This window comes from Blastomonas fulva (assembly GCF_003431825.1).
GTDB lineage: Bacteria > Pseudomonadota > Alphaproteobacteria > Sphingomonadales > Sphingomonadaceae > Blastomonas > Blastomonas fulva.
This window is the reverse complement of the sequence record NZ_CP020083.1, coordinates 316,500-342,904: the sequence shown is the minus strand read 5'-3', so window position 1 is coordinate 342,904 and position 26,405 is coordinate 316,500. Positions and strand designations below refer to the sequence as shown.

Here is a 26,405-nt window from a genome sequence, read left to right as displayed (position 1 = left end):
AATTTGGTGTCAAAAGAACGCCTGGATCCCCGTCTGCGCGCGGCCGAGGATCAGCGCATGGACATCGTGCGCGCCTTCATAGGTGTTCACCGTCTCCAGGTTCACCATGTGGCGCATCACCTGATATTCCTCGCTGATGCCGTTGCCGCCGTGCATGTCACGCGCCTGACGCGCGATATCGAGCGCCTTGCCGCAGTTGTTGCGCTTGACGATCGAAATCATCTCGGGCGCGAAACGGCCTTCGTCCATCAGCCGTCCGACCCGCAAGGATGCCTGGAGCCCCAGCGCGATCTCGGTCTGCATGTCGGCCAGCTTCTTCTGGAAAAGCTGCGTCGCTGCGAGCGGCTTGCCGAACTGGACGCGGTCGAGCCCGTATTGGCGCGCGGCGTGCCAGCAGAATTCCGCCGCCCCCATCGCGCCCCAGGAGATGCCGTAGCGCGCGCGGTTGAGGCAGCCGAACGGACCCTTGAGCCCCTCGACATTGGGCAGCAGGTTCTCTTCGGGCACCTCGACCTCGTCCATTTGGATCATGCCCGTGGTCGATGCGCGCAAGCTCAGCTTGCCCTTGATCTTGGGTGCGTTCAGCCCCTTCATGCCCTTTTCCAGGATAAACCCGCGGATCTGGCCATTGTGCGCGTCGGACTTTGCCCAGATGACGAACACATCGGCAAACGGGCTGTTCGAGATCCAGGTCTTCGCGCCCGAGATGACATAGCCGCCATCGACCTTTTTCGCGCGAGTCTTCATGCCCGCAGGATCGGATCCCGCATCGGGTTCGGTGAGACCGAAGCAGCCAATCAGCATGCCCGCGCAAAGGCCAGGGAGATATTTGCGGCGCTGTTCGTCGCTGCCATAAGCGTTGATCGGGTGGATCACGAGCGAGCTTTGCACCGACATCATCGAGCGATAGCCGCTGTCGACCCGCTCGACCTCGCGCGCGATCAGGCCATAGGCGACATAGCTTGCTTCCGCCCCGCCGAATTCCTCGGGCAGCGTCGCGCCGAGCAGCCCGGCCTCGCCCATCATCGGGAAAAGTTCGGGCGCGTCGATTTCCTCGCGGAAAGCGTCGATCACCCGCGGTTGCAAGACATCTTGCGCAAATCCGCGCGCGCTTGCCTGGATCAGCCGTTCCTCTTCGGTCAGCTGCTCGTCGATCAGGAACGGATCGTCCCAGGTGAAAGGAATGGTTTCGGCCTTGCGGATGGTGTCGTGCTTCATGGGGTCAGGGTCTAGCGCAGCTTCTCCCCGGTTTAAACCTCAATTTCTCTTCGAAAGTTGACGCGCGCGTAAACCGCCGACGCCGCGTGCCTGTCCGTTTCTGGTACAATTGATGATTAACCATCAATTGCGATGGGCAATGGTTAAAAATCCGTTAACACCCTCATTATGCAGCGTTTGACATTCCTTCCCGTGCCCGCTCGTCCCAACAGCTTCCGGGGCAGCCTGTCCCCGCGAATCCTCGCCGCAACGCCGGTGGATGAGCCCGAGGTGCTGGCGAAACGCAAAAAGGCACAGCGCAACGAGGAAGTCCGGCTGTTTCTGTTGAGCTTCTCGGCGTTCTTCGTGGCGATCACCTCGTTTATCTGGTGAGCGTATCGAGGAACCGCGCGGCATCCTCGCGGATTGCCGCCTTGTCTTTCTCGCCGCGCTTCGCCCAGTTGCGATAGGGCATGGCAAGCCGCTGGTTCCTGCCCAGCACCGCCTCGTTGCGATCGAGGAAGTCCCAGTAGAGCAGGTTGAACGGGCAGGCCTTGGGCCCGGTCTTGGCTTTCACGTCGTAACGGCACTTGCCGCAATAATCGGACATGCCGTTGATATAGTTGCCGCTCGAGGCATAGGGCTTGCTCGCCAGCAGCCCGCCATCTGCAAACTGGCTCATCCCCAGGGTGTTGGGCAGTTCAACCCATTCATAGGCATCGGCATAGACCTCCAGATACCAGGTATGCACCGCGTGCGGATCGATCCCGGCGACCAGCGCGAAGTTGCCGGTGATCATCAGCCGCTGGATGTGGTGCGCATAGGCATGGTCCAGCGTCTGGCCGATCGCCTGCGCCATGCAATGCATGTCGGTCTTGCCGTCGTAATAGAAGCCGGGCAGCGGACGGTGCGCTTCAAGCGCATTGCGCTGCGCATAATCGGGCCCCTCGCGCCAATAGATGCCGCGGACATATTCGCGCCAGCCGATGATCTGGCGGATGAACCCCTCGGTGGCATTCAGCGGGACCTTGCCGTCGCGATAGGCAGCCTCGACTGCCTGGCACAGGGCCAGCGGATCGAGCAGCCCGCAGTTGAGATAGGGCGAGAGGATCGAGTGCCACAGGAACGGCTGATCGGTGAGCATCGCGTCCTGGTAGTCGCCGAACCGGGCGAGCGCATGGCCGATGAAATGCGCCTGCTGCGCGAGCGCATCCTCGCGGGTGGTGGCGAACACGAAATGGTCTAGACTGCCGGGGTGATCGGCAAAGCGTCTGGCGACCATGTCGAGCACGTCGCGGGTGATGGCATCGGGCTTGAAGCGCAGCGGTTGCGGGATCAGCAGCGGCTCGTTGGGCGGGGGCTTGCGGTTCTCGCTGTCGTAATTCCACTCGCCGCCCTCGGGCTTGCCATGCTCGTCGAGCAGCAGCCCGGTCTTGCGTCGCATGTCGCGATAGAAGAACTCCATGCGCAGCTGCTTGCGTGCCGAGGCCCAGGTGTCGAACTCGGCATGCGTGCACACGAAGCGGCTGTCCTCGCGCAGATCGACGGGCACGTCGAACCTGTCGGCCCATTCCTGCATCGCAGCGAGCACGCGCCATTCGCCCGGTTCGGTCGCGACGATCCGGTCCGGGGCGTGACGCTCGATCGCGCGCGCGACCTCGCCGGTGAAGGTGCCGCTGTTGCCCGAATCCTCGAGCCGCACATAATCGACCGTCCAGCCGCGCGCGCGCAGATCCTCGGCATGGTGGCGCATTGCTGAGAGGATGAAGGCGATTTTGGCCTTGTGGTGGCGGACATATTTGGTCTCGGCATCCACCTCCATCATCAGCAGGATGGTGTGATCGGGGTCGGCGCCGTCCAGTGCGGACAGATCATGACTGAGCTGGTCGCCCAGGATCGGGATAAGGGTTTTCATGCGGCAGATGGTGTCCTGGGCGGTGCTCAGCTTAATGATGGGGAGTGATCCTGTGCGATCAATGGCGGCATTTGGCTTTGATGTCGGCCATCGCAATACCTATCTAGCTACCGGCGTCGGTGCCTTTGCCAGCGTCTTTGAAAGACTGGCCATGCCCGATTCCGCCCGCCCCGGCTCTGTGACGCCCGGCAGCGACACCCAGAGCGCGCTGCAGCTTGCGCTGCGCGGCATGCGCAACCATTGCCCACGCTGCGACCACAAGCCGCTGTTCCGGCGCTATCTGAAGCCGGTTGAGCGCTGTGCCGGGTGCGGGCAGGACTGGACGCTGCACCAGGCGGATGATTTTCCCGCCTATATCGCGATCTTCATCAGCGGGCATCTGCTCGCCCCGGTGCTCATCGCTGCGGGAAGCCGCGAGCTGCTGCCGATGGGGGTGCTGGCCGTCATCGCGATCTTGGGCGCGCTGTTGCTCACGATCGCGCTGCTGCAGCCCGCCAAGGGTGCGGTGATCGCGCTGCAATATCACTGGCGGATGCACGGGTTCGAAAGCGTCGATGCCCCGCGCCAAAGTCAGCGTGACTGACGGCTCAGATCTTGCGCCAGATCTGCGACTTGCACAGCAGGCCGCCCAGAATGCAGCCGCTGATCTTGATGCGGTTGGCGTCGAGCTGCTTGATCGTCGAATAATAGGTGTCGCCAAGATCGGGCACGAAGACATTGCCCTTCCAGTGGCCGGGTTTGGTCTCGCGATAGTTGCGCAGCAGGCTGGTGCCGACCAGCTGCGGCGTGCCGCCTGCGGCAGCATCCTTCTTGGCCAGATCGCTCGCCCAGCTAACCTTGCCGCACAGCTCGGTGCCGCACGGCTGTGTGACGACGCGGACGTCGCCTGTGGGGTTCTCCCAGGTGCCGTGGATGGACTCGGCTCTGGCCGCGCTCGCAGCGAATCCGGTCTGCCCCAGCGCGGCCAGAGCCAATAACCAAACCCGCGATGTCCCCAGATACATCTTCATCGACCCTTTGCGACCATATTCAATTCTTACCCGTGCGCCGGGCATTTGTTCCGCGCGAAGCTGCGACTTGTGCATGATCGCTGCGCCAAGTCGAGCAGCATTCGTGCGCGCGCGATGTATTTTGTCGCAAACTGGCGGCGGGTGCCGGCCCTGAAATTCCTTCATCCCTTGCTTACCAATATGGGTTAAGGAGGCTGCAACATGCCAAGCTCTGCTGCACCTCTGCATGATCCGTGTCCCCCCAGCGCCGTCAGCCATGGCGCTGGGCTGATCGGGCTTGTCGGGCTGATCGGCTGGGTGCTGCTGGCGCGGCACTATGCGTGGAACGGCCCCAATGCGGCGCTGGTCTGCTGCATCGCCACCGGGCTGCCGATGGTGCTGTGGTCGCTGCTGGTCGACAAGGTGCACCTGCGCCCCAGCACGGGGCTGGACTGGGCGCACCCCAGGGCGGTCAAGGATGTCATCGATGCCAGCATGATCAAGCTCACCGGATTGTGGATGACCTGGGCGGGGATCGCCGCGATCTATGCGGTGGCGCGCTGGTACTGGATGGGCAACTACCAGTTCTCGATGAACGTGTTCATCTATGCCTCGCCTTTCCTGTTCTTCCTCTCGATCCCCTATGTCATCTGGATAGACCGCTATCTGAAGGACCCGCACGACGGCGCGTGGCATTTCGGTGCGATGATTTCGGGCCAGCCGGGCTGGGAGCGCGAGGCGATCTTCCACCACCTGCGCGCGTGGGCGGTGAAGGGCTTCTTCCTCGCCTTCATGCTGTCGATCGTGCCGGGCGGCTATGCCGATATCGTCAATGCCAATGTCGCCGAGATCGTGACCAACCCGGTGTGGATCGCCAACTGGCTGATCATCGCGATGTTCCTGGTCGATGTGCAGTTCGCCACCGTGGGCTATGCGCTGACATTGAAGCCGCTGGATTCGCACATCCGCACCGCCAACCCCTATATGGCGGGCTGGGCAGCGGCGCTGATCTGCTATCCGCCGTTCATCATGATGGGGGACAACGGCCCGCTCAACTATCACGTCAACACCGCCGACTGGGCCTATTGGTTCGAGGGCAACACGCCGCTGCTGATCGTCTGGGGCGCCTGGCTGGTGCTGCTGACCGGGATCTACGCGTGGGCGACGGTGGCCTTCGGGATCCGCTTTTCGAACCTCACCCATCGCGGTATCCTGACGCATGGGCCCTATCGCTGGACCAAGCACCCGGCGTATCTTTCCAAGAACGCCTATTGGTGGTTTGCGACCATGCCGTTCCTGGTCACCAGCGGCGCATGGCAGGATGGCGTGCGCAACGCCGCTTTGCTCGCTGCTGTGTCGGGGGTCTATTACTGGCGTGCGCGGACCGAGGAGCGGCACCTGATGGCAGACCCCGATTATGCCGCTTATGCCGCCTGGATGGACCGCCACGGCCCGGTGCCGCGGCTGATCGCGATGATCACCGGACGTCGCGTCAAGCCAGAAGCCATGCCCGCGCCTGCCGAGTGATGTGACCGGCGCCTTGGAACCGCACCAGCCCGCGCCTATATCCCGCGCTTGCTAACCATCTGCGGAGCCTGGATTTTGATGATTGCCCCCAAGTCGCTCGTGCTTGCCGTGCTGGTCGCGACCACAGCCGCGCATCCCGCCGCCGCACAGAGCGCGCCCGCAGCAGGCGACCCCGCGCGCGGCGCGAAGGTGTATGAGAGCAACTGCACCGGTTGCCATGCGCCCGATGCCAATGGTGTGGGCCCTGCGCATCGCGGTGTCTTCGGGCGCAAGGCGGGCAGTGCGCCCGGCTTTGCCTATTCGCCGGGCCTCAAGAAGGCGAAATTCGCCTGGGACGCCGCGCGCCTCGACAAATGGCTCACCAGTCCGCAGGCGTTCATCCCGGGCGCAAAGATGGGGTTCCGCCTGGCCGATGCCCAGCGCCGCGCCGATGTGATCGCGTATCTGAAGAAGGAAAGCGGCAAATAGGCTCGCCCAGGCGCACGCTTCCAGGAATTTCTCCCGTGCCCCCTTTCGCCTCAACGGATTAAGAGGCATATTATAGCCATGGACCGATTTTCAGACAGCATGGACAGGTTCTTCACCCACTCTGCCACCACGCATGGCATCACGGTGCGGGTGGCGGTCAGCTTTCTGCCGGACCGGTCGCGCGCGGACAGTGCCCGTTGGTTCTGGTCGTATCACATCCGTATCGAGAATCATTCCGACAGCGCCGTGCAGCTGCTCACCCGCCACTGGGTGATCACCGATGGCCGCGGCGGCGTGCACCAGGTCGATGGCGAAGGCGTGGTCGGCGAACAGCCGGTGATCCTTCCGGGCAAGTCGCACGATTATGTCTCGGGTTGCCCGCTCACCACCCCAACCGGGCGGATGGAAGGCGTCTATCGGATGATGCGTGACGATGATGAGCTGATCGCGGTCGAAATTCCGCGTTTTCCGCTGGTCGCCCCGGCAGTTGCCGATTAATCAGCGCTCCTTATGAAGCGTACCCATCTTCCGCTCAACGGCCTGCGCGTGCTCGATGCCGCCGCCCGCCATCTGAGCTTCACCCGCGCGGCAGACGAACTCGCGGTGACGCCGGCTGCGGTCGGTCAGCAGATTCGCGCGCTGGAGGACATGCTGGGCGTCGTGCTGTTCCGCCGCACGCCCAAGGGGCTGGAACTGACCGACGAGGCTGGCGCCGGGCTCGATGCGCTGCGCGGGGGTTTCCTGCAGTTCGAGGAAGCCGTGCGCGCGATGCAGCAAGGCCAGTCGAGCTTCCGCCTGACGATCGCGGTGCCGCGTGACTTTGCCGCCAAATGGCTGCACCACCGGCTGATTGGCTATGCTGCCGACAACCCCGAAATCCGCTACACTTTGGTCTCGGGCGACAGCGACATCGACTTCACCGAGGCGAACCTCGATTGCGCGATCCGGCTTGCCGATGGCCCGGCGGAGCTCGAGGGGGCGCAGATCGGCCCGGCGCAGTTCGTCACCGTGGCTGCGCCCGGATATGATGGCAATCGCGGGATCGAATGGCCCGGCTGCACCCGCGGACAAGACAGCAAAGATTTCGAAGACAGGGCGGTAATGCAGGTCGCCGATGCAGGACTGGGGCTGGATGCGGCAATTGCCGGCTTTGGCAGCGTGACCGTGCCCTATCTGCTTGCCGAACGCGATCTGACCGAAGGCAGGCTGGTGGCGATCGGCGAGGCTCGCCCGGCGCGGCGTGCCTATTGGGTGGTCGCGCCCACACCGCAATGGCGGCAGAAAAAGGTCCGCGCGCTGGTCGACGCGCTGACAGCGACATGAGCACGGTGGCGATGCCGGTGCTGACCAGCGCGCGGCTGGTGCTGCGTCAGGTGCGGAGCGACGATGCTGCAGCGCTGTTTCCCGTGCTTTCCGACGAAGCGCTGATGACCTGGTGGTCGTCGGGCCCGCACCGGTCGGTCGAGGAAACCCGCACCTATCTGGAACCGGCGGCGGTGGGCAACTGGCGCAGCTGGGCGATCACGCGGGCCGGCGAAGACATCGCGCTGGGCTGGGTCGCCGCGCATGACCGGCGCGAGAACGTCAGCGAGATCGGCTATATCCTGGCGCGCCCGGCCTGGGGGCAGGGGATTGCACGCGAAGCGGTGGCGATGGTGCTTGACCAGTTGCTGGTGACCGAAGGCCAGCGCCGCGTGTTTGCCGATACCGATCCTGAAAACATTCACTCGATCGGCCTGCTGACGTCGATGGGCTTTGTCCGCGAAGGCTATCTGCGCGCCGAATGGGAAACGCATATCGGCGTGCGTGATAGCCTGATCTTCGGTCTGCTCAGGGACGAGTGGCTGGCGCATCGCCAGTAGCCAGCCGATCGAGCAGCCGGGTCATCAGCTGGATAAAGCCGGGCTGGTCGATATCGGCGGCGGGGTTGTTGGCAAAAGCCGTGATCACATAGCTGTCGCCTTGCTTCGTGCGGGCGAGAAAGCTCATGCCCATGATCCCGGGCTCCGACCCGCCCTTGTAACCCAGATACGCCCAGCGTCCGGCGTTGACCGGAGGAATCCCGGAATTGACCTTGAGGATCGCGCGCGTCACCGGGTCGCCATCGCGCTCCAGCATCGCCAGCAGCCGCGCGACATCGGCGGGGCTGGCAAACCATTCGATCGTGTCGATCTGGTTGGGGCCGCCGGTATAGACTGCAAGATCAAGGTTCTTGAGCCGCAACGTGTCGCCCGCATCGGCGACAAGGCGTGTCTGTTCGGCATCGTCCGCGGCGAGGAAGCGGTCGCGCAGCGCCGCGTTCGCTGGCATCTTCAGCCCCGTCACCGCCTGGGTCGAGAGCAGCGGGATCATGTCCGACGGCCGGGAGTGTCCGCTCGCGCGGACGATCGCAGCAAGTTTTTCCTGGCCTATGGCGGCGATCAGCGTGTCGGTGGCGCTGTTGTCGCTGACCGAAACCATCAGCGTCGCCAGCGTCTGCAGCGTCATCGGCGCGGCGTCGGGCCAATCCTGCGCGATTCCCGAGGGATGCGATTTCTGCGACAGGGGCAGCACATCGCTCCATCGGTGCTCGCCCGCGCGCACCGCCCGGTCGATCTCGGCAAGTACGTACAGCTTGAACACCGAGGCGATGGCAAAGCGCTCATCCGGGCGGTGGCTGGCGATGGTCTGCGCACCGCTGGGGGTCAGCTGTTGCACGACAAAGCCGCTGCGACCGGGCAACGCGGCGATATCTGCGGTGATCTGCTCCATCGTGTCGCCCTGGGTGCGCGATCCTGTGATGAACAGCCCCGAGAGCCTTCCGTCGAGCACGCCGATGGTGAAGGTGACCACCGCCTTGTCGAAGCGAATATCGATGCTGGCCGATCGCACGTCCATCCGCCGCACCGCCTCGAGGGTCTGCGGCTCGCCGAACTGCGTCTTGAGCGAGGCGATCACCGAGGTCAATTGCTCGGGAGGGACCGCGGTAAGAAACGCGGGGTCGAAGATGTCCGGCGCCGCAGCCTTGCCCTGCATCAGCGCAAGAACATTGGCAGCGGGCTGGTCGAAAAGCGTTTGCGATGCAGGCGAGGGCGGCGGGGGCGTCTGGGCGGCGACCATGAAGGGGCTCATCCACGCAGCGATGACGAGCGCCCGGACTCCCCACCGCTGGGGAACGACAGACGGATGGTGCGATCGGCTATGCGTCGATCGCTTCACGGTCGACCTGCGCCGCGTGGTTCTGGATGAAGTTGAAGCGGTGCTCGGGGTTCTTGCCCATCAGCTCGCCAACCAGCTCCTTGACCGCAGAATACTGCTCGTAATTGGGCGGCAGCGTGACCCGCAGCAACGATCGGCTCTGGCGGTTCATCGTCGTCTCGCGGAGCTGCCCGGGGTTCATCTCGCCCAGCCCCTTGAAGCGGCTGACCTCGACCTTCTTGCCCTTGAGGATCGTCCGTTCGAGCTCGGCGCGGTGCGCATCGTCGCGCGCGTACCAGCTCTTGGCGCCAACCACGAGCCGGTAGAGCGGCGGCTGGGCGAGGTACAGATGCCCTGCCTTGACGATATCGGGCATCTCCTGGAAGAAAAAAGTCATCAGCAAGGTCGCGATATGCGCGCCGTCGACATCGGCGTCGGTCATGATGATGATCCGGTCGTAGCGCAGCTGGCCCGGGTCGCAATGCTTGCCGGTCCCGCAGCCCAGCGCAAGCGCCAGATCGGCGATTTCCTGGTTGGCGCCGATCTTGGCGCTGTTGGCCGAAGCGACGTTGAGGATCTTGCCGCGGATCGGCAGAATCGCCTGGGTCTTGCGGTCGCGCGCCTGCTTGGCAGAGCCACCCGCGCTGTCGCCCTCGACGATGAAGATCTCGGTTTCCGCGCCCTCGACCCCGGTGCCGTCGTTGCTGCAATCGGTGAGCTTGCCGGGAAGGCGCAGCTTGCGCGCGCTCGTCGCGGTCTTGCGCTTGACCTCGCGTTCGGCCTTGCGCTTCAATCTTTCGTCCATCCGCTCGAGCACCAGCCCGAGCAGCGCCTTGCCGCGCTCCATATTGTCGGTGAGGAAGTGGTCGACATGGTCGCGCACTGCGTTCTCGACCAGACGCGCCGCCTCGGGCGAGGTCAGCCGGTCCTTGGTCTGGCTCTGGAACTGCGGATCGCGGATGAACACCGAGAGCATCAGTTCGCTGCCGGTCATCACGTCCTCGGCGGTAAGCTGCGTCGCCTTCTTGTTGCCGATCAGCTCACCAAAGCCGCGCAGCCCTTTCAGGATCGCCGCGCGCAGCCCTGACTCGTGCGTTCCGCCATCGGGGGTCGGGATGGTGTTGCAATAGTAGCTGTAGCTGCCGTCGCTCCACAATGGCCAGGCGACCGCCCATTCGACCCGGCCCTTGCCATCGGGGAAATCCTGCCGCCCGGCGAAGAAATCCGAGGTCGCGCATTCGCGCCCGCCCAGTTGCTCGCGCAGGTGATCGGCAAGCCCGCCGGGGAACTGGAACACCGCCTCCTGCGGCACCTTGTCGTCGGACAGTTCGGCATCGCATTTCCAGCGGATCTCGACGCCAGCGTACAGATACGCCTTCGAGCGCGCGAGCGCGAACAGCCGCGCGGGCTTGAACTTTGCGCCTGCGCCGAAGATTTCCTCGTCAGGCACGAAGCTGATCGTCGTACCCCGACGGTTGGGGGCAGCGCCCACCTTCTCGAGCGGGCCCAGCGGCGCGCCGCGCGAGTAGCGCTGCGCGTACAATTCCTTGTTGCGCGCGACCTCGACCAGGAGTTCGGTCGACAGCGCATTGACCACCGACACGCCGACGCCGTGCAGACCGCCGCTGGTGGCATAGGCCTTGTCCGAGAACTTGCCACCCGAATGCAGCGTGGTGAGGATCACCTCGAGCGCCGATTTGCCGGGAAATTTGGGGTGTGGATCGACAGGGATGCCGCGGCCGTTGTCGCTGATCGTCAGATGGTTGCCCGGGCGCAGCGTGACCTCGATCCGGCTGGCATGGCCTGCCACCGCCTCGTCCATGGAGTTATCGAGGACCTCGGCGGCCAGATGATGCAGCGCGCGCTCGTCGGTGCCGCCGATATACATGCCCGGCCTGCGCCGCACCGGCTCAAGCCCCTCGAGCACCTCGATCGCAGAGGCATCATAGGTTTCGGCAGGGGCGTGCGATTTTGCGAACAGATCGTCTGACATGCCGCCTGCTATAGGGCGCAATGCAGCGGTCCGGCAAGCACGCTGCCGGACTTATCCGCCGCTATCGAAGGTTGATCAGCGGACGCGTGGTCCGCCGAACGGCATGGGCGGGGGCGGGCGACGCGTGCCGCGGGGCAGCTGGGCCTGATAGGCACGGCCGCAATGTTCCACGCAGTACGGGAAGCCCGGATTGACCGCCTGGCCGCAGAAGTGGAAATCCGGCTCGCCCGGGTGACCCATCGGCCAGCGGCAGATGCGGTCGGTCAGATCGAGCAATGTGGTCTTGTCGGCAATCTCTGCGCTCGGACGGGCAGGGACCAGACGGCGCGGCGGGGCAGGCGGAATCGGCGCCTGCTGGTCGCCGGGGCCCTGACGCAAGAACCCGCCGGGACCGACCGAGACGATGCGCGGCTGCGGCTTGGGGGCTGCAACGGCGTCGGCTCCGGCATCCAGATCGCCTTCGTCCGCGTCATCGGCCACATCGGCGGCTTCGACAGGGCGCGGAGCAGGTGCAGGTGCAGGGGCTGGTGCCGGCGCGGCGCCGCGCACGGGCTGGGCAGGAGCGTCGACCTTGAACGGCGGCGCATCGCTCGCAGCCTCAGCCTCGACCTTTTTGGCGGGCTTGGGTGCCTCCGCCTTCTTGGCGGGCTTGGGCTTGGCCTCGCCCGGCTTCACCGGCGAGGGACGGGACTTCAGGCCAAGGCGGTGCGCCTTGCCGATCACCGCGTTACGGCTGACCCCGCCCAGCTCTTCAGCGATCTGGCTGGCGGTGAGGCCTTTTTCCCACATGGTTTTGAGCTGATCGATGCGCTCGTCGGTCCATGACATGAACAGCAATTCCTTCTTGACCAATTGGGGCTTGCCCGGTCTGGTGTCCGCCGATAGGCGCAACCACCATGAACGATCAAGCACCAAATCCCTCCGCCGCCGCTGCTGCGGCGGGCAATCGGCCCGAATTGGGAACGGGTCCGGCCTTTGCAGAGCCAGGCACCGTCCGGATTGGCACGATCAACTGGGGAGGGTTGAAAGCCCTCTATATGAAAGAGGTGCGCCGGTTCTTCAAGGTCCAGTTGCAAACCATCTGGGCTCCGGCGATCACCACCATGCTGTATCTGGTGATATTCACGGTCGCTCTGGGGCGCAGCGGACGCACCGTGCTGGACGTGCCCTTCGCCGATTTCCTCGCCCCCGGGCTGATCGTGATGGCGATGATGCAGAACAGCTTTGCCAATTCCAGCTTCTCGCTGCTGGTCGGCAAGATCCAGGGCACGATCATCGATTATCTGATGCCGCCGCTGTCCGAGCTTGAAGTGCTGGTGTCGCTGGTCATCGCCGCGGTCACTCGCGCGTTTCTGGTCGGCGCAGCGGTGTGGCTGGCGATGCTGCTGTGGCCGGGGATCGACGTGACTCCGCAGCATCCGCTGGCAATATTGTGGTTCGGGCTGATGGGCGCGATGATGCTGGCGTTCATGGGCGTGCTGACATCGGTATGGGCCGAGAAGTTCGATCACGCCGCTGCCATCACCAACTTCGTGGTCGCCCCGCTCGCGCTGCTTTCGGGGACCTTCTATTCGGTCGAGGCGATGGCACCAGCGTTCCGCACGCTCAGCCACGCCAACCCGTTCTTCTACGTGATCTCGGGCTTCCGCTATGGCTTCATCGGCTCGGCCGATTCGCCGCTGCTGCTGGGCGCGGGGTTGTTGCTGGCGATCAACGTCGCGCTGGGCTTTGCCTGCTACGCATTGCTGCGCTCGGGATGGAAGCTGCGCTCCTGATCCGGGCTTAAACCCGGATACGGCCGAAAATCAGTGCATCGTGCGCAGGCGGTAGCGACCATCGCTGAACGGACCGAACAATTGCGGCACTGCGGGATGATCGACCGGCTCGCCGCTGTCGTCGGTCACGAGGTTCTGCTGGCTGACATAGGCGATATAGCTGTTCTCCGCATTCTCGGCGAACAGGTGATAGAAGGGCTGGTCCTTGGCAGGGCGCAGCTCTTCGGGAATCGATTCGTACCAGTCGTCGCTGTTGGCGAACACGGGGTCGATATCGAATACCACCCCGCGGAAATCGAAGATGCGATGCCGCACCACATCGCCAATCGCATAGCGCGCGCGGGATATGCGCGGCATGATCACGCCGCCGGGAGACTGGGTGACCCCCGACGCATCGTCATTGCCGGATCGGAAGGAATTGTTGCTCATATCCTCAATCTAGGGTGTTGCGCCGCAGCATACAAGCTTTCCGCATCTGCACAGCAGGTTTCCCCTTGGCAAGCCGCAATGCCTGCGCTAATGGCCCGCCTTCCCGCAGATCGACCACATCGCTTTCTGCACTGCGGGAACCCGTTCGGGCGTCAAGGCATGTTCCCTGACCCAGCCAGGCCGGAGAGGTGGCAGAGTGGTCGAATGTACCGCACTCGAAATGCGGCGTGGGCGCGAGCTCACCGTGGGTTCGAATCCCACCCTCTCCGCCAGGTACTAATCCCACAAAATCCCTGACTGGCTCCAGACGTCCAGCTTTCCTGCGGGTTACGCTGGTGATTCGGATCCAAATGTGTCCCACGTCGTCCAGGCCGACATTTTTGCAAATGTGGGAACAAATTTTATGATCACCTCCATGAAAACGACTTCCAAGACAGGCTCTGCTACCAGGAGCCAGACCACCCGCCGAGTAGGGTTCGGTGACGGCCTTTATCGCTATGAGAGGCCGGGAGGGAGCAGCAGCTGGGTTTGCCGGGTGCAGCACAAGGGCGACCGGAGAGATTTTGGCCTGGGTAGCTGCAGCAAGGTTAGCCTGGTTGATGCCCGCGAACGGGCGCGCGAAGTACGAAGCCAGGTCGAGATGGGCCTCGACCCGCAGTTCGAGCGGCGAAAGGTCGACGCCGTGCCGAGCTTTAAGGATGCAGCGCAGCGGGTCTATGAGGTTCACTCGAAGACCTGGCGCAATGGCAAGCACCACGGCCAGTGGATGCGAACCCTTGAAGCATATGCGTTTCCCTTCATCGGCAAGATGAAGGTCGACAGGATCACGGGGCCCATGATCCGTGACCTTCTCGCCGAAATTTGGCTGACAAAGCCGGAAACGGCACGAAGGGTCCGGCAGCGGGTAGGGGTAGTTTTAGATTGGGCATATGCGTCCGGCTATCGCGATACCGAAGCGCCGATGCGCGCTATCACCAAAGGCCTGCCGCGTCAGCCGCGCCGTGATGGCCACTTTCCTGCCATGCCCTACGAGAAGGTGCCGAAATTCGTCCAGAAGTTGCGGTCACGAGAATCTTTTAGCCGTCTGGCGCTGGAGTTTGCCATCTTCACGGCTGCCCGGTCTGGCGAGGTGCGCGGCATGACCTGGGATGAGGTTGACCTCGAAGACGGCCTCTGGACCCTCCCTAAGGAACGGATGAAGGCATTTCGCGAACATGTGGTCCCTCTGGCCTCCCGCCCAATGCGTATCCTGCGCCGTTGCAAGCAACTTCGCCTTCGGGAGTCGCCCTATGTGTTTCCCGGCTTCAAGAATATGCAGCCCTTGTCTGACATGACGCTGTCCAAGCTGATGAAGGAGATGGGCCAGCCGTACACACCGCACGGCTTTCGCTCATCGTTTCGCGATTGGGTGAGCGAGGAGACGGAGCATCCCAGTGATGTTGCCGAGGCGGCGTTGGCGCACGTCGTGGCAAACAAGACTGAGGCAGCTTACCGGCGCGGCAACCTGCTGGAGAAGAGGCGCGTCATGATGGCGGGATGGGCCGCCTACTGTGACAAGGAAAGCTGAATGAACTCGCATCACGATGATCTGTAGGTTCGTAATCGCGGTCAAGCTGCTTGCTCGGCTTGACCGCGAAGCTTCTTTGCATGCATCCGTCGATGATATCACCTGTTATCATCGTCCGGCAAAGCTGTAGGCGAACCCGTCGCACTGGTTGGGGCTGAATTTTCTCGCCTCAAAGATGCGCGATAATTCCATCCGATTATGGGAAAAAGTAATGTTTCCAGAAAGATGATTGTAGTGCGGTGATGCGCGCTCAGCAGTCGTTCGAGCGGCGGTGGGTGCTTCTAGTGAAAAGGTTCAACCCACCAAGATTGAATCGATGCATCCGGATCCGGTTCTAATTGTCCTTGCGGCTGGAACCGGATGAGTCAGTATTGACAAACGCTGATTTAATATCGGCGTGTGACCGGGTTCTGACACGCATGTCCAGGCGTACAGCTAAAGGTGTCAGTACGTGCATCCGACGTGCGTTTCCTATTGCTCGGTCACGTTTTAGATCTGCTAGAACCAATTATAATCGGATTATAAAATGGAGCTGACGTTCAACCGGGCATAGCCTTTCCCGGCGACTATCCCAGTCGCATATTACGGAAAGGAACTGAGCATGAACTCGTTTGAACCTCAGCATGACGATGTCATCGATCTGGGTGCCGTCCAGGACGAAACCCACGGTGCCTCGATCCTCGGCGACGAAGACCTCGAGACCAATCAGCGGTTCCTGGTCTTCGGCCTTGCTTCCGAGGACTGAGCAGCGGGTGGCGTGCAGCCTGCTGGCTGCACGCCATTTGCTGATCATTGTCCCATTGCGATGACCTACAGACTGTCTCCGCACCTGCGCTACTGCCTCTTTGCGTCAGCCTCGATATTTCTCGACGTTGACCGCGCACGATATTTTCTGCTGCAAGACAGAGCGGACGCGAGGTTCCGGCGATTCCTTGAGCAAAGTGCTGATGCCGCCGACTTTCACTGGCTGATCGCACGGAACATCATAACCGAGGGTTGCGATGATCCGACATTGCATAACCCTAAAGTCCCGGCTCCGACATCCGGCCTTGAAAATCATCCATCGCTGTCTGCTGACGTTGTCTCCACCATCAGAGCGATTGCAGCACAGATCACAGCACGGCGGATGCTCCGGCGTCTGCCTTTTGCGGAGATACTGAAACCAGGCTGGTCAACTGCGCAGCGCGTCGCGCAGGACCAAAATCACCAGGTCTCCCTTGTGACAGCCGCATTTCAGCGGGCAAGGCATTTCGTTCCGGCAAAAGACCAGTGCCTCGTCAGGAGTATCGCCATGAAGAAGGTTCTTGCCAGCCACGGATGTCATGTGGACCTTGTGATTGGGGTAGCGCTTCCCTTTTCAGCGCATGCCTGGGTTCAGTCTGGTGACACCATCCTGACCGACCCTCTCGATCTGGTCGAGCCCTATAAGCCGATACTGGTGGTCTGATGGCAGGGCGTTTCATCATAGACATTAACCCGGGCGCTTCCTCACAGGTCCGTTCCGTCAGCGATATGGGAGAGCCTTCGTTCAATAATCCTGCAGTCCGCGTGTGGAGCCATTTACCCGTAATCCGGATTGGCAGCACTGGCTGCATCATCGGACATTTGTTTTCCCAAACATCGCCTTCTCGCCGCGTTCTGGAGTTCGATACTGAAACAGCCCGCGCAATCGAAGCCAGCAATGGACGCATGCTTCTGAAGGAATTCTGGGGTGCTTATGTTGCGGTCGTGGCTGGGCCAGATGGTGCTGTCTCGGTGCTACGCGACCCGTCCGGCCTGCTGCCGTGTTATTATCGGACCCGCGCCGACGGCGCAGTGCTGGCGGGCGATGTAGCCGATCTCGCGAGCCGGGGGGCGGGGGCTGTCAATCTGACAGAGATCGGCAGACTTCTTGCCAGCCCGGATGCAATGGGCCGCAACACCTGTCTGTCCGGCGTTTCCGAATTGCTGGCAGGTGAGTGCCTGAACAGTTCGCCAGCAAGAAATACCCTGCATGAATGGTGGTCGCCATGGGAATGGACCTGCCCGGAAACACCTCCTAAATTCGACGACGCCGCAGCCAGACTTCGCAAGGTCGCTTTTGACTGCGGCGGGGCTTGGGCATCCTGTTTCCATTCCATCCTGATCGGAGTTTCCGGAGGGCTGGACTCTTCTATAGTCGCCTGCTGCGCCCATCCAGGAGCCGCAGCACTGCATTGTGTCAATTTTGTCAGCAGCGGAGCGGGTGGGGATGAGCGTCGCTATGCATCTGTTCTGACGGATGCGCTCGGCCTTCGGCTGCACGAGCGGCACTTCGACATCGGATCGGTCGTTATTGAGCAGCCTGCGGCGCCCACCCACCCCTGGCCAAATGCCGCGTATTTTCTGCAGGCAATGCAGGCCACCCATTCTGCATTTCGTGATGATCAGCCTGTAGATGCATATTTTTCCGGTAATGGTGGTGACAACGTGTTCTGCAGCCTTCGCACGGCCGCTCCGTTCGTCGACCGGTTCATGTCTCAGGGCTCACGCTCTGGAATCATGAATACTCTGCGCGATATCGGCGTCCTGACCGGAGCGGACGGCATGACGATTCTCCGACATGCCTGGGATATCTATCGAAAGGCGGGCAGCCCGCCCCGGACTTTGTGTGACACGTTGGGTCTGTCATCATCGTTCTTCGAAGCGATGGCACCCCAACAGCCGCTCCATCCCTGGCTCAATCCGCCGCAGAACGCCCTTCCGGGCAAGATCGGACATGTGAAGCAGCTCCTCCGGGCTCATCGCAGCATCGAGCTGTATCCGCGCCAGACTTATCTGACGCATATTGCTCCGCTGATGTCTCAGCCAGTCGTCGAACTGTGCTTGAGCATTCCAACGTGGCTTTGGGTTCATGGCGGGGCCAACAGGGCAGTCGCCCGCGCAGCTTTCGGGGGGATCGTGCCGGACGAACTGCTCAGACGAACCTCAAAAGGAGGCCCCTCTGGCTTCATGAGGGACATATATCTCGCAAACCGCAGCAAAGCCGAAGATTTTCTGCGTGGGGGCCTTTTGGCCCAAGCCGGAATGCTGGACCTTTCGATCCTCAGCCAGGCGCAGCTTCCTACCGCGGCGGGATCCCAATCCGCGCGTCGGATCCTGGCAATATGTGCTGCAGAGGCATGGGCGCAGTGGTGGACCAGCTCTGACGGGCTCAAGGGGGGGCATGGGATGAAATAGCCGGAAATGTCGGGCAATTGTCGCGACGGCTGCGCGCCATTTCGATCCAGTGGCCGGCACGTCCCGCAGAGGAGGCGTCAGTCTGCTCCACATCGCGGAGCCAGAAATCAAACCATGCAAGGTTCTCGCGCATGGCAGCCAGACGGTTCGATGGAATGTGAAACAGGTGCGTCTCATCGGTAGCGGTCGTTTCGCCTGGATAAAGGCTTATCTGCGAAGGAACGCGCGCAGCCCGGAGGCTCATGTGGAAATCAATCGCACCGGCAAGGGGCGTTGCCATCTGCTGGAGGACAGCTGCACAGGCATGATCGGCGCGCAGAGAGGGCGAAAGGCGGCGGTAATTCTCCAGGAAATCCCCGGCTGGGGGACCGCCAAAGATGGCTGTGTAAGACCGCGTCACCTGGGACCAGGCTGAAGGCTCGAGAAAGCTGCCATCACCGCTTGAAGCCGCTCTGAAAAGACCGGACTGCGTGACGGCCACGTTCGTGATCTGCGATCCCCTGCTATAGCCGGCAATTCCGACCCGGCTGCGATCCACAAGCCCATCGCTGACCAGCTGGCTCACGACATCTTCCAGCATATGCACCACACCAATCCAGGCACTATCCTGAACTTTAGCCGGGGACAGGTGGCCTTTGCCCGAGCGCCATTGGGCATAACCCGCCATCAGGTCCGGGTTCAGGCGGGGAGATGGGTCATTGATCAGAACAACAACATAACCCCGTTCGGCCCAGGCCTGCACGGGAAAATCCCATTGAAGATCCTGATCTGCAAATCGCTCATCCGCATCACTGCCATGGGTCACGAGGATTGCGGGGTACGGCTGGCCCTTTATATAATCGCGAGGCCAAACGATGAAACCCGTGGCAATGTGATCAGCCCTGTTCTTCCACTGGTGTGCTGTGATTTTCAAAGGCGCTATCGCTTCATGCCGCGCCGAGAGAGTCAGCACCTTTGTGATCCTGCCGCTGCCGGGCTCGACCCTGACAAACCGGGGCGGCTGGCTGAGCGATTCCTCCACACAGATGCCCCATGATAGATCAGCCCGAAAATCGCATCGGCTCAGGCTTTTCCCGGTAAGGATTGTGCGTATGCCTGCTTTCGAAACGACAGCCAGTCCATAACGCGGGTGGGTGGTAGTCCGCACGCCGAGAACCAGGCGTTTGCCGTCCTCGGATCTCCAGCTCGCTGCGGACCTTGGATCCCCGATATAGAAACCGTATCTGCCATAGCTATGTTTCGTTCCGTCCGGACCTGTTTCTATCAGGTCCAGCGACGCGCCGGTTCCTTCGCTGGCCAACTGGCCACCATGCGGGCCCTTGAGATAGTCGACCGATGGAAGGCCAGGCAGCGTTCCCGCCGAAGTGCTGACCAGCGAGGCAAATTTCAGATCGAAAGCTTCTGACTCATCGCTTTTGATGCCCGATGTGGTCTCGACGAAATACCGCAGCCCGTCTTCGCCCCATCGCACGGTGGCGCCTAAGTAGAATGCGAGGCGATCGCTTGTGGGGCGGGTTGCGATCAGCGTGTCTTCCCCTGACGACGAACGCAGCCGCAGCTCGACAACAGCAGGGACAGGAGCACGGCGCCGGTGCTTTTGCGCCGTTACCTCGCTGTCGAACTGGACCCGGGTATCGCTGGGCCCCGGCTTGAGTGCTGCATACCACAACCATCTGCGATCCGGTGACCAGTCATAGGCCAGTACGCCGACGCGATGGGGTGCGAGGGACGATACGGCAAATAGATTGCCCTCGGCCTGTCCGACAGTGACCTTTGCCTCGCTGGCAAGAACAAGTCGCGCCGATGCGCCAGAATCGATCTGGTACAGCTGCTGTCCGTCGCCCAGATCGAGCAGGACATTCCAGGCCCGCTTCCCTGCAATTGCCTCGAGCTTATCGGCTGCAATCGCACGCGCAACCTCTGCCCTGGCGCCCGAAGCCAGATCCAGCCGATACAGCACGAGCAATGTGCGGTTCCCGGCAATGTCCACTGTCCGCTCGAGATAAGCCAGTTCTGCTCCATCATATGACAATGCCATCGAGATCACCTTTGGCACTGACACGATGTCTTCTGGCGTCCAGCGGCGGCCTGGATCGTCGGCCATCGCTGCCGGACAGGATACGATCAATGCCAACCCCCCAAGAAGCGAGCATCTGCCGAGGTTTGCGTATTTTGTGCGCGGCTTACCAGTCATGGCGCACCGTCAGGCCGAGAAAGCGTCCGACCGCCGAGTAATTGGTCGAATCGAATGCTGCGTCGAACGCGGCCGCCGTGAAGATGCGATCGGGCTTTTCGTTGAGAATGTTGAGGGCATTAAGCGCGATCTCAGTGCCACTGCCCAGCGTCAGACGCGCCGTCAGATCCAGGGTGGTGAATGAAGACAGCTTAGTTCGAGCCGGTCTGCGATTGTCGGTTACTCCGCCGCTATGGTTGACGAAGGAAGAGAGCGAGAACCGCTTTGTGCTGTAAGTCGCCCCGGCCCGCGCGCGAATATGCGGCGGAAAAAAGATGTTTCCGGCAAGTTCGGTCACGGGCAGCCCGGGAAGAAGACGCTGGCTGCTTTCCATCCATGTACCGCCGCCGCTCAGCGAGAGCCGCTGACCCGGGCCAGTCTCAAGGTCATATCGTAGCGACACATCGACGCCGCTATAGGTCTGCTGGGCAATATTGCGGGTGCGCGCATCAAGAAGCGCAATCACGCGCCGCGGGTCATAGGGAGCGCCAGTCCCATTCTGTAGCCCTCCATTTGCGCCGCTGAACAGTGCATCGAGCAAGGCTGCTGACGGATTGAAGGTGATCAGATCTGCGAAGATCGGATTGTTGAGCGCGCCAGCACCTGAGGGCAGCGGAGGTGTTACCCGGTCCGTATAGTCGATATGGAAATAGGCAGCGGACAGCTCCAGACCTTCTACCGGTTTCGTCGTCGCGCTGAAGGTCCAGTTTTCCGAGCGCTCAGGCCCCAGAATTTCGCTTGCCCCTTGGGCAATCGCGAGCGTCGCGCTCGCCGGAAAACCCTGTCCGAAGCCGCCAACCGGAACGAGAACCGCCGAATAGCCCGTATATTGCTGAAAGAGCGTCGGCAGCTTGAATGATTTGCCCCATGAGATGCCAAACGTCAGCCCGGCTACCGGCTCGTAGATCATGCTAAGCTTCGGAGTGACGATGTCGCCCGAATCCGAGTTATCCTCATAGCGCAGCGCGCCCGTCAGCGACGCCCGGTGCGCGAGCGAGACGCCCTGTTCCGGGCTGGTGAGCGGCACAAACAACTCCCCATAGGCAAAATAGTTTTTCCGAAGCTGGTCGAACGCCCTGCCGCCAAGCCTCGCCTCGAAAAAACTGGAGCGGTAACCAGCGCCCGCTGCAATACGGGCGGGTCCTGCGGGCAGTTCGAACAGCGCGCCCTGAAGCCCCGCCTCCACAGAAAAATTCCGGTTGAAGAAGTATCGGGGGCCGGTGCTCGTCTGAATGCCTCCTGAAAAAACCCGGGTAAGACCATCGGTTGTGTCGGTGCCATAAAAGCCGAGGATCTCGAAGGTCCAGTCGTCAGACAGATCGACGACGATTTTCGGAGCAATCCCGAATGTCTCGAACTCGGTGCGAACCTGGTTGCCAGACGTAGTGATTGGCACAGTAGCCGAGAAGCCCGAGGCCCCGATCTGTCTGCCCGTCTTGAAAATGGCGTCGGCGCTCAGTTCGACGCGATCACCAAAAGCCTGGTGGGCGCTGACGAGCACGGCGTGCCGACGCAGGTCGGGGAACAGGGTGGCATCCGGATTGTTCGAGACGGCATAGCTGCGCGACCCGGCCTGGATCGAAGAATTGCTGCTGACATCATAAGCAGCCATTACTCCGCCGGTCGACCAGCTGGTCCCGGCCAGTACGCTGAACTGCTGCTGAAAATTGCCGCCGTCGGTCGATCCGCCTACGCGCGCGCTGGTGGACACGCCATCGTAGCTTTTCCGAAGGATGATATTGACGACGCCCGCCACCGCATCTGCGCCGTAGATCGCCGAAGCGCCATCGGCGATCACCTCGACACGCTCGACCGCCGACACCGGAATTGCGCTCACATCGATGACCGAGTTGACCCCGCTGAAGGCAAAACGATTGCCGTTGATCAGCGTCAGAGTCGCATTGGGGCCGATCCCGCGCAGGTTGAAAGTCGATGCCCCGTTGACGTTCACATTTTCGTTTTGAGCACCTTGCGAGTTGCCAATGCCCGGGTTCTGGCCACCACCAAAATTCTGCGGCAGGCTGCGTGCGACTTCGCCCAGATCGTTCTGACCGGCATTGCGGATGTCCTCGCTGGTTACTGTCGTGACCGGAACAGCCGAGGGCGCACCCTTGATGCGTGATCCTGTGACAATTATGGGATCGGATTGCGAGCCAGCTTCATCAGCTCGCCTGCCACTAGCGCGTCCGATCGTGACCGATCCCCGTTCGAACCGCGCGGTTAGGCCAGTGCCTCGCAACAGGGCCTCGAAGGCTTCGCGTGTCGTAAGATCGCCCTTCAGGGCTGGCGCCTGCAGTCCGTCAAGATCATCCGCCGAGGCATAGAGTTCGATTCCGGCCCGCGTGGCCACACTGCGCAGCGCGTTGCCTAAGTCCTGCGCTGGCTGGTCGTAGACCATTTTTTCCTGCTGCTGGGCGTGCGCTGCAACTGGCATAAGCCCCAGCGCCACGCTGGCCATCAGCGCACGCATCACCTGTGATTTTCCTGACATCATCCTGATCCCCCTTCGGTTTGGGGCCGCTTGTCGAGGAGACACACGGCCTTTGAAGGGGGAATGACGATGGTTGTCGGGGCACCTTAGTCAGGCATTAGAAAAATTATCGCCGTTGCAGATATATGCCGTCGGCCCTGCGCTCGACGGCAAGATCGAACAGCTGTGCAAGGCGCCTGACGAAGGTATCCGTCTGGCTGATCTTGAAACGACCAGACGCTTCGAGCCGGGCAATGGCAGGGTCCTTTATGATGATCGGAACCGCCGCATAGCGGTTGGCTGCGGCCACCAGCTGGTCGAGCCTGACCGTGCGGTATTCCGCCCAGCCAGACGGCCAATCACTGTCGCCAAAGTCCGACGACTGTGCCCCAAGTCTCAGCGCGGCATCATCGGCGCGATATACCAGGGGAGTTGCTGCAGGAATCTCCCGCATCACGGATTTGTGGGTAGTCTGGCCAGCTGGTGCGATCACCGCCGCGGCATCGGACAGAGTGAGGCCGATCATACCTTCGCTGTCGTAACCGATATCGAGTAAGGCCTGCGTTGTGGTGACCTGACCGGACCCTGCCAGAATGCGGAATGGCCGCACGTCAGTGGCGATCTGCAAGCGTGCCCGACCTCTGGCCAGCTTCACGATCCTCGCATTATCAGTCAACGCCACGTCAAGGCGGCTGTCGGTATCGAGTGTGACAACGGATCCGTCATCAAGACGGAAGCTTCTGATTTCGCCGTGCCTTGTCACCAGCGGCTCGGCAGCCCAGGCAGCCATGGGATTTTGACCGTGAGGGCCGGAAAGAGAGGCGCCTCCGGCACTGATCGCCACAAACAGCATGGCCGCGGCAGCCGCCAGCGCACCGGCGGTGAGCCACCGCCGAACAAAGGGTCTTTGAGGGGCCAGGCGGGACTTGCGGCTCTGGCCATGTCGCACAGACCCTTTCAGAATAGCGGACTGTACCAAGATGGCTTCAGCCCGCTCATATGCCGCGTGATGCGCTGGATCGGCAGCGCGCCAGGCTTCTAACTCGTGACGCAGCTGGGGAGCATCCGGACCCCGCATCCTGATCAGCCAAGTGCGCGCAGCGTCATCGATCGTGTCATCGCGGTGCTTGTGCGTCATCGATTATAGTCCACGGCTTGCGCGATATGCGCGAGCGCCTTCATCATGTGGTATTCCACCGTTGCAACACTGATTCCCAGATGCTCGTGTATCTCGCGATATGTCAGTTCGTCGACCCGGTGCATCAGAAAAACCTCGCGCGTTTTGGGTGACATCGAGTCCACGGCTGCTTCATAAAGGCTCATCAGATCAGCCGCTTCCATGCTCCATTCCTGCTGTGGGGGTGTGACAAAATCCCGTTCTTCGCAGAACGACACCTCAGGTGCCCCATGCCGATGAACCTTGCGAGACCGGTCGATCAGCAGGTTCTGGGCGATGCGGCGGAGAAAGCCGCCAGGGTTGACGAGGCTGTGCCTCTGGGCGCTGCCTGCTGCCCTTGCGAACACCTCCTGCACCAGATCGGGCGCTTCCTGCGGGCTCGCCTTGCGACGCAGAAACTGCAGCAGCGCAGAGGCATGTTCCCGAAAGGCCGTATCCAGATCGCTCGTCTCGCGCGACACCGTCCCGCTCTGCACCGGACGATCGTCCGGATGAGCGTGGCATGCCGATGACACCGAGAACGGGTGACGTTCGGAAGAAAGGCTTTTCCATTTTGACGACGACACGCAGCAGTACCCGCACGGCACAGATCGACAGGCCGGGCGAAGCCAGTCTGTCCATCATCCAGTGCTGCGCCGACGTTCGGTGACTCAAAGAGGGTCACATGATCCGTTACGGCCGCCTGTCCCTGAATGGACAGGCGCTTTTGATGCCTGGCGGAGTATCCCGCACCGGACTGCCAGATATGCCCCGTGCATGCCAATGATGTCAGGATGCCATTGCAATGACAAGGAAAAGTCGTACGTGCAGGCGACTTGAGCATCCTGCAGCAATGCTTCGTGTCAGGCGGTGATATGCCGGATATAGGCAGCAGCCTCTTGCGCGCGTCGTTCATGGTAGTGCAGCAACAGCGCGCGGACTTCTGGGTGAGTTGCGTTTTTTGAATAGGCCGCTTCGAGAGCGCCGTGCTCGTCAGCTGTGTCGCCAAGTATCTCGGTGTCGGCGAGACGGGCGATATGGAGCCGGTCACCGAGGCCAGCAATGCAGCTTGCAAGCTCGGCGTTACCCGAGCGCCGGGCAATCGCAAGGAACAGCAAACCAAATCCGTCTGATCCTTTGTCCAGCCGGCCCACTGGCGTAATTGAATCGCGCACTTGGGTCGCCAGCGCTGCCAGCATCAGGACAAGATGCAGCTCGAGCATGCCGCGCAAATCGCTTTCGGTCATCCGCGGCGCATGAAATCCTTCGCCATGCGTAAAGTCGACCATGCGCTCACCTGTCAGCCGATACAGGCTGTCGCGTACCGGCGTGATGCTGACATGAAGCAGGTCTGCAATCCTTGCAGCCTCCAGCCGCGTTCCCGGCGGCCAGTGGCCATGCATCAATCGGCGCTTGATCGCTTCATAGGTCGGCTCGATGACATGTGCAGGGCTCACCGGCTTATGGGCTCCTGCTCGGCGAATGCATCCAGCATCGCTTCCTGATCGGGGCGCAGGGCGTCGATGGCTCCGAGATGTTCCGGCACGACATCGCCGAGAAGAACGGACGGGCACTGGCCCTCGTAATTGCCGAGATTGGGTCGGTGCTGGACATAGCCTGCCAGTGCCGCAAGGTCGGGAGGAAACGTCCGGGCTACGGATGGCGGATAGGCAAGCCACAGATTCTCATAGGGCTTGAGCCAGCCCAGGCTGTAGCCGATGACGACGCCGCGCCTGACCTGACTGGTTACATTGGCGCCCGCTCCGTGGGCAGTTGAACCGAGGAAACAGATCGCGGCTCCGGGTTCGCACTCTGCGATAACCGGTGCGCCCGGATCCTGCCGCGCCATGCCGTCTGCGCCGTGGCTATCGGGATAGATGTGGGTTGCGCCGTTCGCTGCGCTGAATGGCGTCAGTGGCCAGATCACATTGACCAGATACTCGTGTGCACCTTTTTCGCCGTTCCACATATCATGGTCCCGGTGGGGGAACTGGCGCTGCTCGCCGGGATGAATCTCGATGGCCTGCGCGACATTGAGCTGGATGCGGTCGCAGGCTTGCCCAAGAATGGCCTGCACTGCCCCCATTATGGTTTTTTCAAGAACCAGTGCATGCGAATTGGCCGATCGCCGGAGCAGACCGCCAAAGCGTTTGGTTCGGTAGCCATAAAAACAGCCCTGCCCAAAGGGCGTGGCCGCGAACACCGGGTCGAGATCGGTGGCAAGTGCCTCGATGGTGGCGCGCGGCACGAGATCAGGCACGATGCAAAAGCCTCTATCCAGCAGTGCGTCTGCCAGCGTTTCGGACGACAT

Annotated in this window: 25 protein-coding genes and 1 tRNA gene; 13 read left to right on the top strand and 13 right to left on the bottom strand. The window is 61.9% G+C overall.

Going from position 1 to position 26,405, the window contains the following annotated elements:
- Nucleotides 1-9: 9 nt before the first annotated feature.
- Nucleotides 10-1,218 carry an acyl-CoA dehydrogenase gene (locus tag B5J99_RS01635; protein WP_117351269.1) on the bottom strand — a complete coding sequence of 403 codons (1,209 nt, stop codon included), beginning with the start codon at nt 1,216-1,218 and terminating at the stop codon, nt 10-12.
- 168 nt (nt 1,219-1,386) lie between these two features.
- Between B5J99_RS01635 and B5J99_RS19450 the strand changes: the two genes are divergently transcribed.
- Nucleotides 1,387-1,590 carry a hypothetical protein gene (locus B5J99_RS19450; protein WP_162892411.1) on the top strand — a complete coding sequence of 68 codons (204 nt, stop codon included), beginning with the start codon at nt 1,387-1,389 and terminating at the stop codon, nt 1,588-1,590.
- Here the strand turns inward: B5J99_RS19450 and B5J99_RS01630 are convergent.
- Nucleotides 1,580-3,112 carry a cryptochrome/photolyase family protein gene (locus tag B5J99_RS01630; protein ID WP_117351268.1) on the bottom strand — a complete coding sequence of 511 codons (1,533 nt, stop codon included), beginning with the start codon at nt 3,110-3,112 and terminating at the stop codon, nt 1,580-1,582. The two genes, B5J99_RS19450 and B5J99_RS01630, sit on opposite strands and share 11 nt — an antisense overlap.
- Between B5J99_RS01630 and B5J99_RS20030 the strand changes: the two genes are divergently transcribed.
- Nucleotides 3,111-3,695: a DUF983 domain-containing protein gene (locus B5J99_RS20030; RefSeq protein WP_342768891.1), complete on the top strand. Its 585-nt coding sequence runs from the start codon at nt 3,111-3,113 to the stop codon at nt 3,693-3,695. The two genes, B5J99_RS01630 and B5J99_RS20030, sit on opposite strands and share 2 nt — an antisense overlap.
- Before the next feature lie 4 nt (nt 3,696-3,699).
- Here B5J99_RS20030 and B5J99_RS01620 read toward each other — a convergent pair whose 3' ends face one another.
- A complete protein-coding gene (locus B5J99_RS01620) occupies nt 3,700-4,122 on the bottom strand; it encodes a DUF2147 domain-containing protein (RefSeq protein WP_069050612.1) in 423 nt (140 codons plus the stop codon).
- A 201-nt stretch (nt 4,123-4,323) separates the two neighbouring features.
- On the opposite strand from B5J99_RS01620, the gene B5J99_RS01615 reads away from it, so the two are divergent.
- The 5 genes from B5J99_RS01615 (at nt 4,324) to B5J99_RS01595 (ending at nt 7,958) form a co-directional block, all read left to right on the top strand.
- A complete protein-coding gene (locus B5J99_RS01615) occupies nt 4,324-5,628 on the top strand; it encodes an isoprenylcysteine carboxylmethyltransferase family protein (RefSeq protein WP_117351267.1) in 1,305 nt (434 codons plus the stop codon).
- A 78-nt stretch (nt 5,629-5,706) separates the two neighbouring features.
- Nucleotides 5,707-6,096 (top strand): c-type cytochrome, encoded by a 390-nt coding sequence (locus tag B5J99_RS01610; protein ID WP_117351266.1) that lies wholly within the window; start codon nt 5,707-5,709, stop codon nt 6,094-6,096.
- Nucleotides 6,097-6,195: 99 nt separating this feature from the next.
- Complete coding sequence (apaG, locus tag B5J99_RS01605) at nt 6,196-6,594, top strand: Co2+/Mg2+ efflux protein ApaG (protein WP_117351265.1); 399 nt, start codon at nt 6,196-6,198, stop codon at nt 6,592-6,594.
- Between the two features lie 12 nt (nt 6,595-6,606).
- A complete protein-coding gene (locus B5J99_RS01600) occupies nt 6,607-7,419 on the top strand; it encodes a LysR family transcriptional regulator (protein WP_117351264.1) in 813 nt (270 codons plus the stop codon).
- Nucleotides 7,416-7,958: a GNAT family N-acetyltransferase gene (locus B5J99_RS01595; protein ID WP_211337862.1), complete on the top strand. Its 543-nt coding sequence runs from the start codon at nt 7,416-7,418 to the stop codon at nt 7,956-7,958. Before B5J99_RS01600 ends, B5J99_RS01595 begins: the two co-directional genes overlap by 4 nt.
- On the opposite strand, the gene B5J99_RS01590 is transcribed toward B5J99_RS01595, so the two are convergent.
- The 3 genes from B5J99_RS01590 to B5J99_RS01580 all read right to left on the bottom strand — a co-directional run bounded on the left by B5J99_RS01590 (nt 7,927) and on the right by B5J99_RS01580 (nt 12,094).
- Entirely contained in the window at nt 7,927-9,195 is a 1,269-nt protein-coding gene (locus B5J99_RS01590) for a serine hydrolase (protein ID WP_162892410.1), read from the bottom strand. The two genes, B5J99_RS01595 and B5J99_RS01590, sit on opposite strands and share 32 nt — an antisense overlap.
- 79 nt (nt 9,196-9,274) lie before the next feature.
- Nucleotides 9,275-11,266 carry a DNA topoisomerase IV subunit B gene (gene parE, locus B5J99_RS01585; RefSeq protein ID WP_117351262.1) on the bottom strand — a complete coding sequence of 664 codons (1,992 nt, stop codon included), beginning with the start codon at nt 11,264-11,266 and terminating at the stop codon, nt 9,275-9,277.
- 75 nt (nt 11,267-11,341) lie between these two features.
- Nucleotides 11,342-12,094 (bottom strand): GcrA family cell cycle regulator, encoded by a 753-nt coding sequence (locus B5J99_RS01580; protein WP_117353301.1) that lies wholly within the window; start codon nt 12,092-12,094, stop codon nt 11,342-11,344.
- 68 nt (nt 12,095-12,162) lie between these two features.
- Here B5J99_RS01580 and B5J99_RS01575 point away from each other — a divergent pair, with 68 nt between their 5' ends.
- Nucleotides 12,163-13,041, top strand: coding sequence for an ABC transporter permease (locus tag B5J99_RS01575; RefSeq protein WP_425456425.1), 879 nt, complete (start codon nt 12,163-12,165; stop codon nt 13,039-13,041).
- 30 nt (nt 13,042-13,071) lie between these two features.
- On the opposite strand, the gene hspQ is transcribed toward B5J99_RS01575, so the two are convergent.
- Nucleotides 13,072-13,398: a heat shock protein HspQ gene (gene hspQ / locus B5J99_RS01570; RefSeq protein WP_117353299.1), complete on the bottom strand. Its 327-nt coding sequence runs from the start codon at nt 13,396-13,398 to the stop codon at nt 13,072-13,074.
- Between the two features lie 254 nt (nt 13,399-13,652).
- Between hspQ and B5J99_RS01565 the strand changes: the two genes are divergently transcribed.
- The 5 genes from B5J99_RS01565 (at nt 13,653) to B5J99_RS01545 (ending at nt 18,235) form a co-directional block, all read left to right on the top strand.
- Nucleotides 13,653-13,742, top strand: a tRNA-Ser gene (locus tag B5J99_RS01565).
- A 131-nt stretch (nt 13,743-13,873) separates the two neighbouring features.
- Nucleotides 13,874-15,037 (top strand): tyrosine-type recombinase/integrase, encoded by a 1,164-nt coding sequence (locus B5J99_RS01560; RefSeq protein ID WP_245991714.1) that lies wholly within the window; start codon nt 13,874-13,876, stop codon nt 15,035-15,037.
- Between the two features lie 601 nt (nt 15,038-15,638).
- Nucleotides 15,639-15,782, top strand: a complete 144-nt coding sequence (locus B5J99_RS01555; RefSeq protein WP_117351261.1) for a benenodin family lasso peptide — start codon at nt 15,639-15,641, stop codon at nt 15,780-15,782.
- Nucleotides 15,783-15,842: 60 nt separating this feature from the next.
- A complete protein-coding gene (locus tag B5J99_RS01550; RefSeq protein WP_117351260.1) occupies nt 15,843-16,484 on the top strand; it encodes a lasso peptide biosynthesis B2 protein in 642 nt (213 codons plus the stop codon).
- Nucleotides 16,484-18,235, top strand: a complete 1,752-nt coding sequence (locus B5J99_RS01545; RefSeq protein WP_117351259.1) for an asparagine synthase-related protein — start codon at nt 16,484-16,486, stop codon at nt 18,233-18,235. The genes B5J99_RS01550 and B5J99_RS01545 overlap by 1 nt, the downstream gene beginning before the upstream one ends.
- On the opposite strand, the gene B5J99_RS01540 is transcribed toward B5J99_RS01545, so the two are convergent.
- From B5J99_RS01540 to B5J99_RS01515, 6 genes are all read right to left on the bottom strand, one after another.
- A complete protein-coding gene (locus tag B5J99_RS01540; RefSeq protein WP_162892408.1) occupies nt 18,210-20,339 on the bottom strand; it encodes a prolyl oligopeptidase family serine peptidase in 2,130 nt (709 codons plus the stop codon). The genes B5J99_RS01545 and B5J99_RS01540 overlap by 26 nt on opposite strands.
- 79 nt (nt 20,340-20,418) lie before the next feature.
- The gene (locus tag B5J99_RS01535; protein ID WP_245991713.1) at nt 20,419-22,962 is read right to left on the bottom strand and encodes a TonB-dependent receptor domain-containing protein; all 2,544 of its coding nucleotides are present in this window, start codon (nt 22,960-22,962) and stop codon (nt 20,419-20,421) included.
- 103 nt (nt 22,963-23,065) lie between these two features.
- Nucleotides 23,066-24,076: a FecR family protein gene (locus tag B5J99_RS01530; RefSeq protein ID WP_117351257.1), complete on the bottom strand. Its 1,011-nt coding sequence runs from the start codon at nt 24,074-24,076 to the stop codon at nt 23,066-23,068.
- Complete coding sequence (locus B5J99_RS01525; RefSeq protein ID WP_211337860.1) at nt 24,073-24,681, bottom strand: RNA polymerase sigma factor; 609 nt, start codon at nt 24,679-24,681, stop codon at nt 24,073-24,075. The genes B5J99_RS01530 and B5J99_RS01525 overlap by 4 nt, the downstream gene beginning before the upstream one ends.
- 276 nt (nt 24,682-24,957) lie before the next feature.
- Nucleotides 24,958-25,551 carry a GntR family transcriptional regulator gene (locus B5J99_RS01520; protein WP_117351256.1) on the bottom strand — a complete coding sequence of 198 codons (594 nt, stop codon included), beginning with the start codon at nt 25,549-25,551 and terminating at the stop codon, nt 24,958-24,960.
- Nucleotides 25,548-26,405 (bottom strand): phytanoyl-CoA dioxygenase family protein, encoded by an 858-nt coding sequence (locus tag B5J99_RS01515; RefSeq protein ID WP_425456478.1) that lies wholly within the window; start codon nt 26,403-26,405, stop codon nt 25,548-25,550. Before B5J99_RS01515 ends, B5J99_RS01520 begins: the two co-directional genes overlap by 4 nt.

What these genes read in the sequence shown, in the direction of transcription:
- B5J99_RS01635 (WP_117351269.1), bottom strand. Translation starts at nt 1,218, where the DNA reads ATGAAGCACGACACCATCCGCAAGGCCGAAACCATTCCTTTCACCTGG.
- B5J99_RS19450 (WP_162892411.1), top strand. Translation starts at nt 1,387, where the DNA reads ATGCAGCGTTTGACATTCCTTCCCGTGCCCGCTCGTCCCAACAGCTTC.
- B5J99_RS20030 (WP_342768891.1), top strand. Translation starts at nt 3,111, where the DNA reads ATGCGGCAGATGGTGTCCTGGGCGGTGCTCAGCTTAATGATGGGGAGT.
- B5J99_RS01630 (WP_117351268.1), bottom strand. Translation starts at nt 3,112, where the DNA reads ATGAAAACCCTTATCCCGATCCTGGGCGACCAGCTCAGTCATGATCTG.
- B5J99_RS01620 (WP_069050612.1), bottom strand. Translation starts at nt 4,122, where the DNA reads ATGAAGATGTATCTGGGGACATCGCGGGTTTGGTTATTGGCTCTGGCC.
- B5J99_RS01615 (WP_117351267.1), top strand. Translation starts at nt 4,324, where the DNA reads ATGCCAAGCTCTGCTGCACCTCTGCATGATCCGTGTCCCCCCAGCGCC.
- B5J99_RS01610 (WP_117351266.1), top strand. Translation starts at nt 5,707, where the DNA reads ATGATTGCCCCCAAGTCGCTCGTGCTTGCCGTGCTGGTCGCGACCACA.
- apaG (WP_117351265.1), top strand. Translation starts at nt 6,196, where the DNA reads ATGGACAGGTTCTTCACCCACTCTGCCACCACGCATGGCATCACGGTG.
- B5J99_RS01600 (WP_117351264.1), top strand. Translation starts at nt 6,607, where the DNA reads ATGAAGCGTACCCATCTTCCGCTCAACGGCCTGCGCGTGCTCGATGCC.
- B5J99_RS01595 (WP_211337862.1), top strand. Translation starts at nt 7,416, where the DNA reads ATGAGCACGGTGGCGATGCCGGTGCTGACCAGCGCGCGGCTGGTGCTG.
- B5J99_RS01590 (WP_162892410.1), bottom strand. Translation starts at nt 9,195, where the DNA reads ATGGTCGCCGCCCAGACGCCCCCGCCGCCCTCGCCTGCATCGCAAACG.
- parE (WP_117351262.1), bottom strand. Translation starts at nt 11,266, where the DNA reads ATGTCAGACGATCTGTTCGCAAAATCGCACGCCCCTGCCGAAACCTAT.
- B5J99_RS01580 (WP_117353301.1), bottom strand. Translation starts at nt 12,094, where the DNA reads ATGTCATGGACCGACGAGCGCATCGATCAGCTCAAAACCATGTGGGAA.
- B5J99_RS01575 (WP_425456425.1), top strand. Translation starts at nt 12,163, where the DNA reads ATGAACGATCAAGCACCAAATCCCTCCGCCGCCGCTGCTGCGGCGGGC.
- hspQ (WP_117353299.1), bottom strand. Translation starts at nt 13,398, where the DNA reads ATGCCGCGCATATCCCGCGCGCGCTATGCGATTGGCGATGTGGTGCGG.
- B5J99_RS01560 (WP_245991714.1), top strand. Translation starts at nt 13,874, where the DNA reads ATGATCACCTCCATGAAAACGACTTCCAAGACAGGCTCTGCTACCAGG.
- B5J99_RS01555 (WP_117351261.1), top strand. Translation starts at nt 15,639, where the DNA reads ATGAACTCGTTTGAACCTCAGCATGACGATGTCATCGATCTGGGTGCC.
- B5J99_RS01550 (WP_117351260.1), top strand. Translation starts at nt 15,843, where the DNA reads ATGACCTACAGACTGTCTCCGCACCTGCGCTACTGCCTCTTTGCGTCA.
- B5J99_RS01545 (WP_117351259.1), top strand. Translation starts at nt 16,484, where the DNA reads ATGGCAGGGCGTTTCATCATAGACATTAACCCGGGCGCTTCCTCACAG.
- B5J99_RS01540 (WP_162892408.1), bottom strand. Translation starts at nt 20,339, where the DNA reads ATGGCCGACGATCCAGGCCGCCGCTGGACGCCAGAAGACATCGTGTCA.
- B5J99_RS01535 (WP_245991713.1), bottom strand. Translation starts at nt 22,962, where the DNA reads ATGATGTCAGGAAAATCACAGGTGATGCGTGCGCTGATGGCCAGCGTG.
- B5J99_RS01530 (WP_117351257.1), bottom strand. Translation starts at nt 24,076, where the DNA reads ATGACGCACAAGCACCGCGATGACACGATCGATGACGCTGCGCGCACT.
- B5J99_RS01515 (WP_425456478.1), bottom strand. Translation starts at nt 26,405, where the DNA reads ATGTCGTCCGAAACGCTGGCAGACGCACTGCTGGATAGAGGCTTTTGC.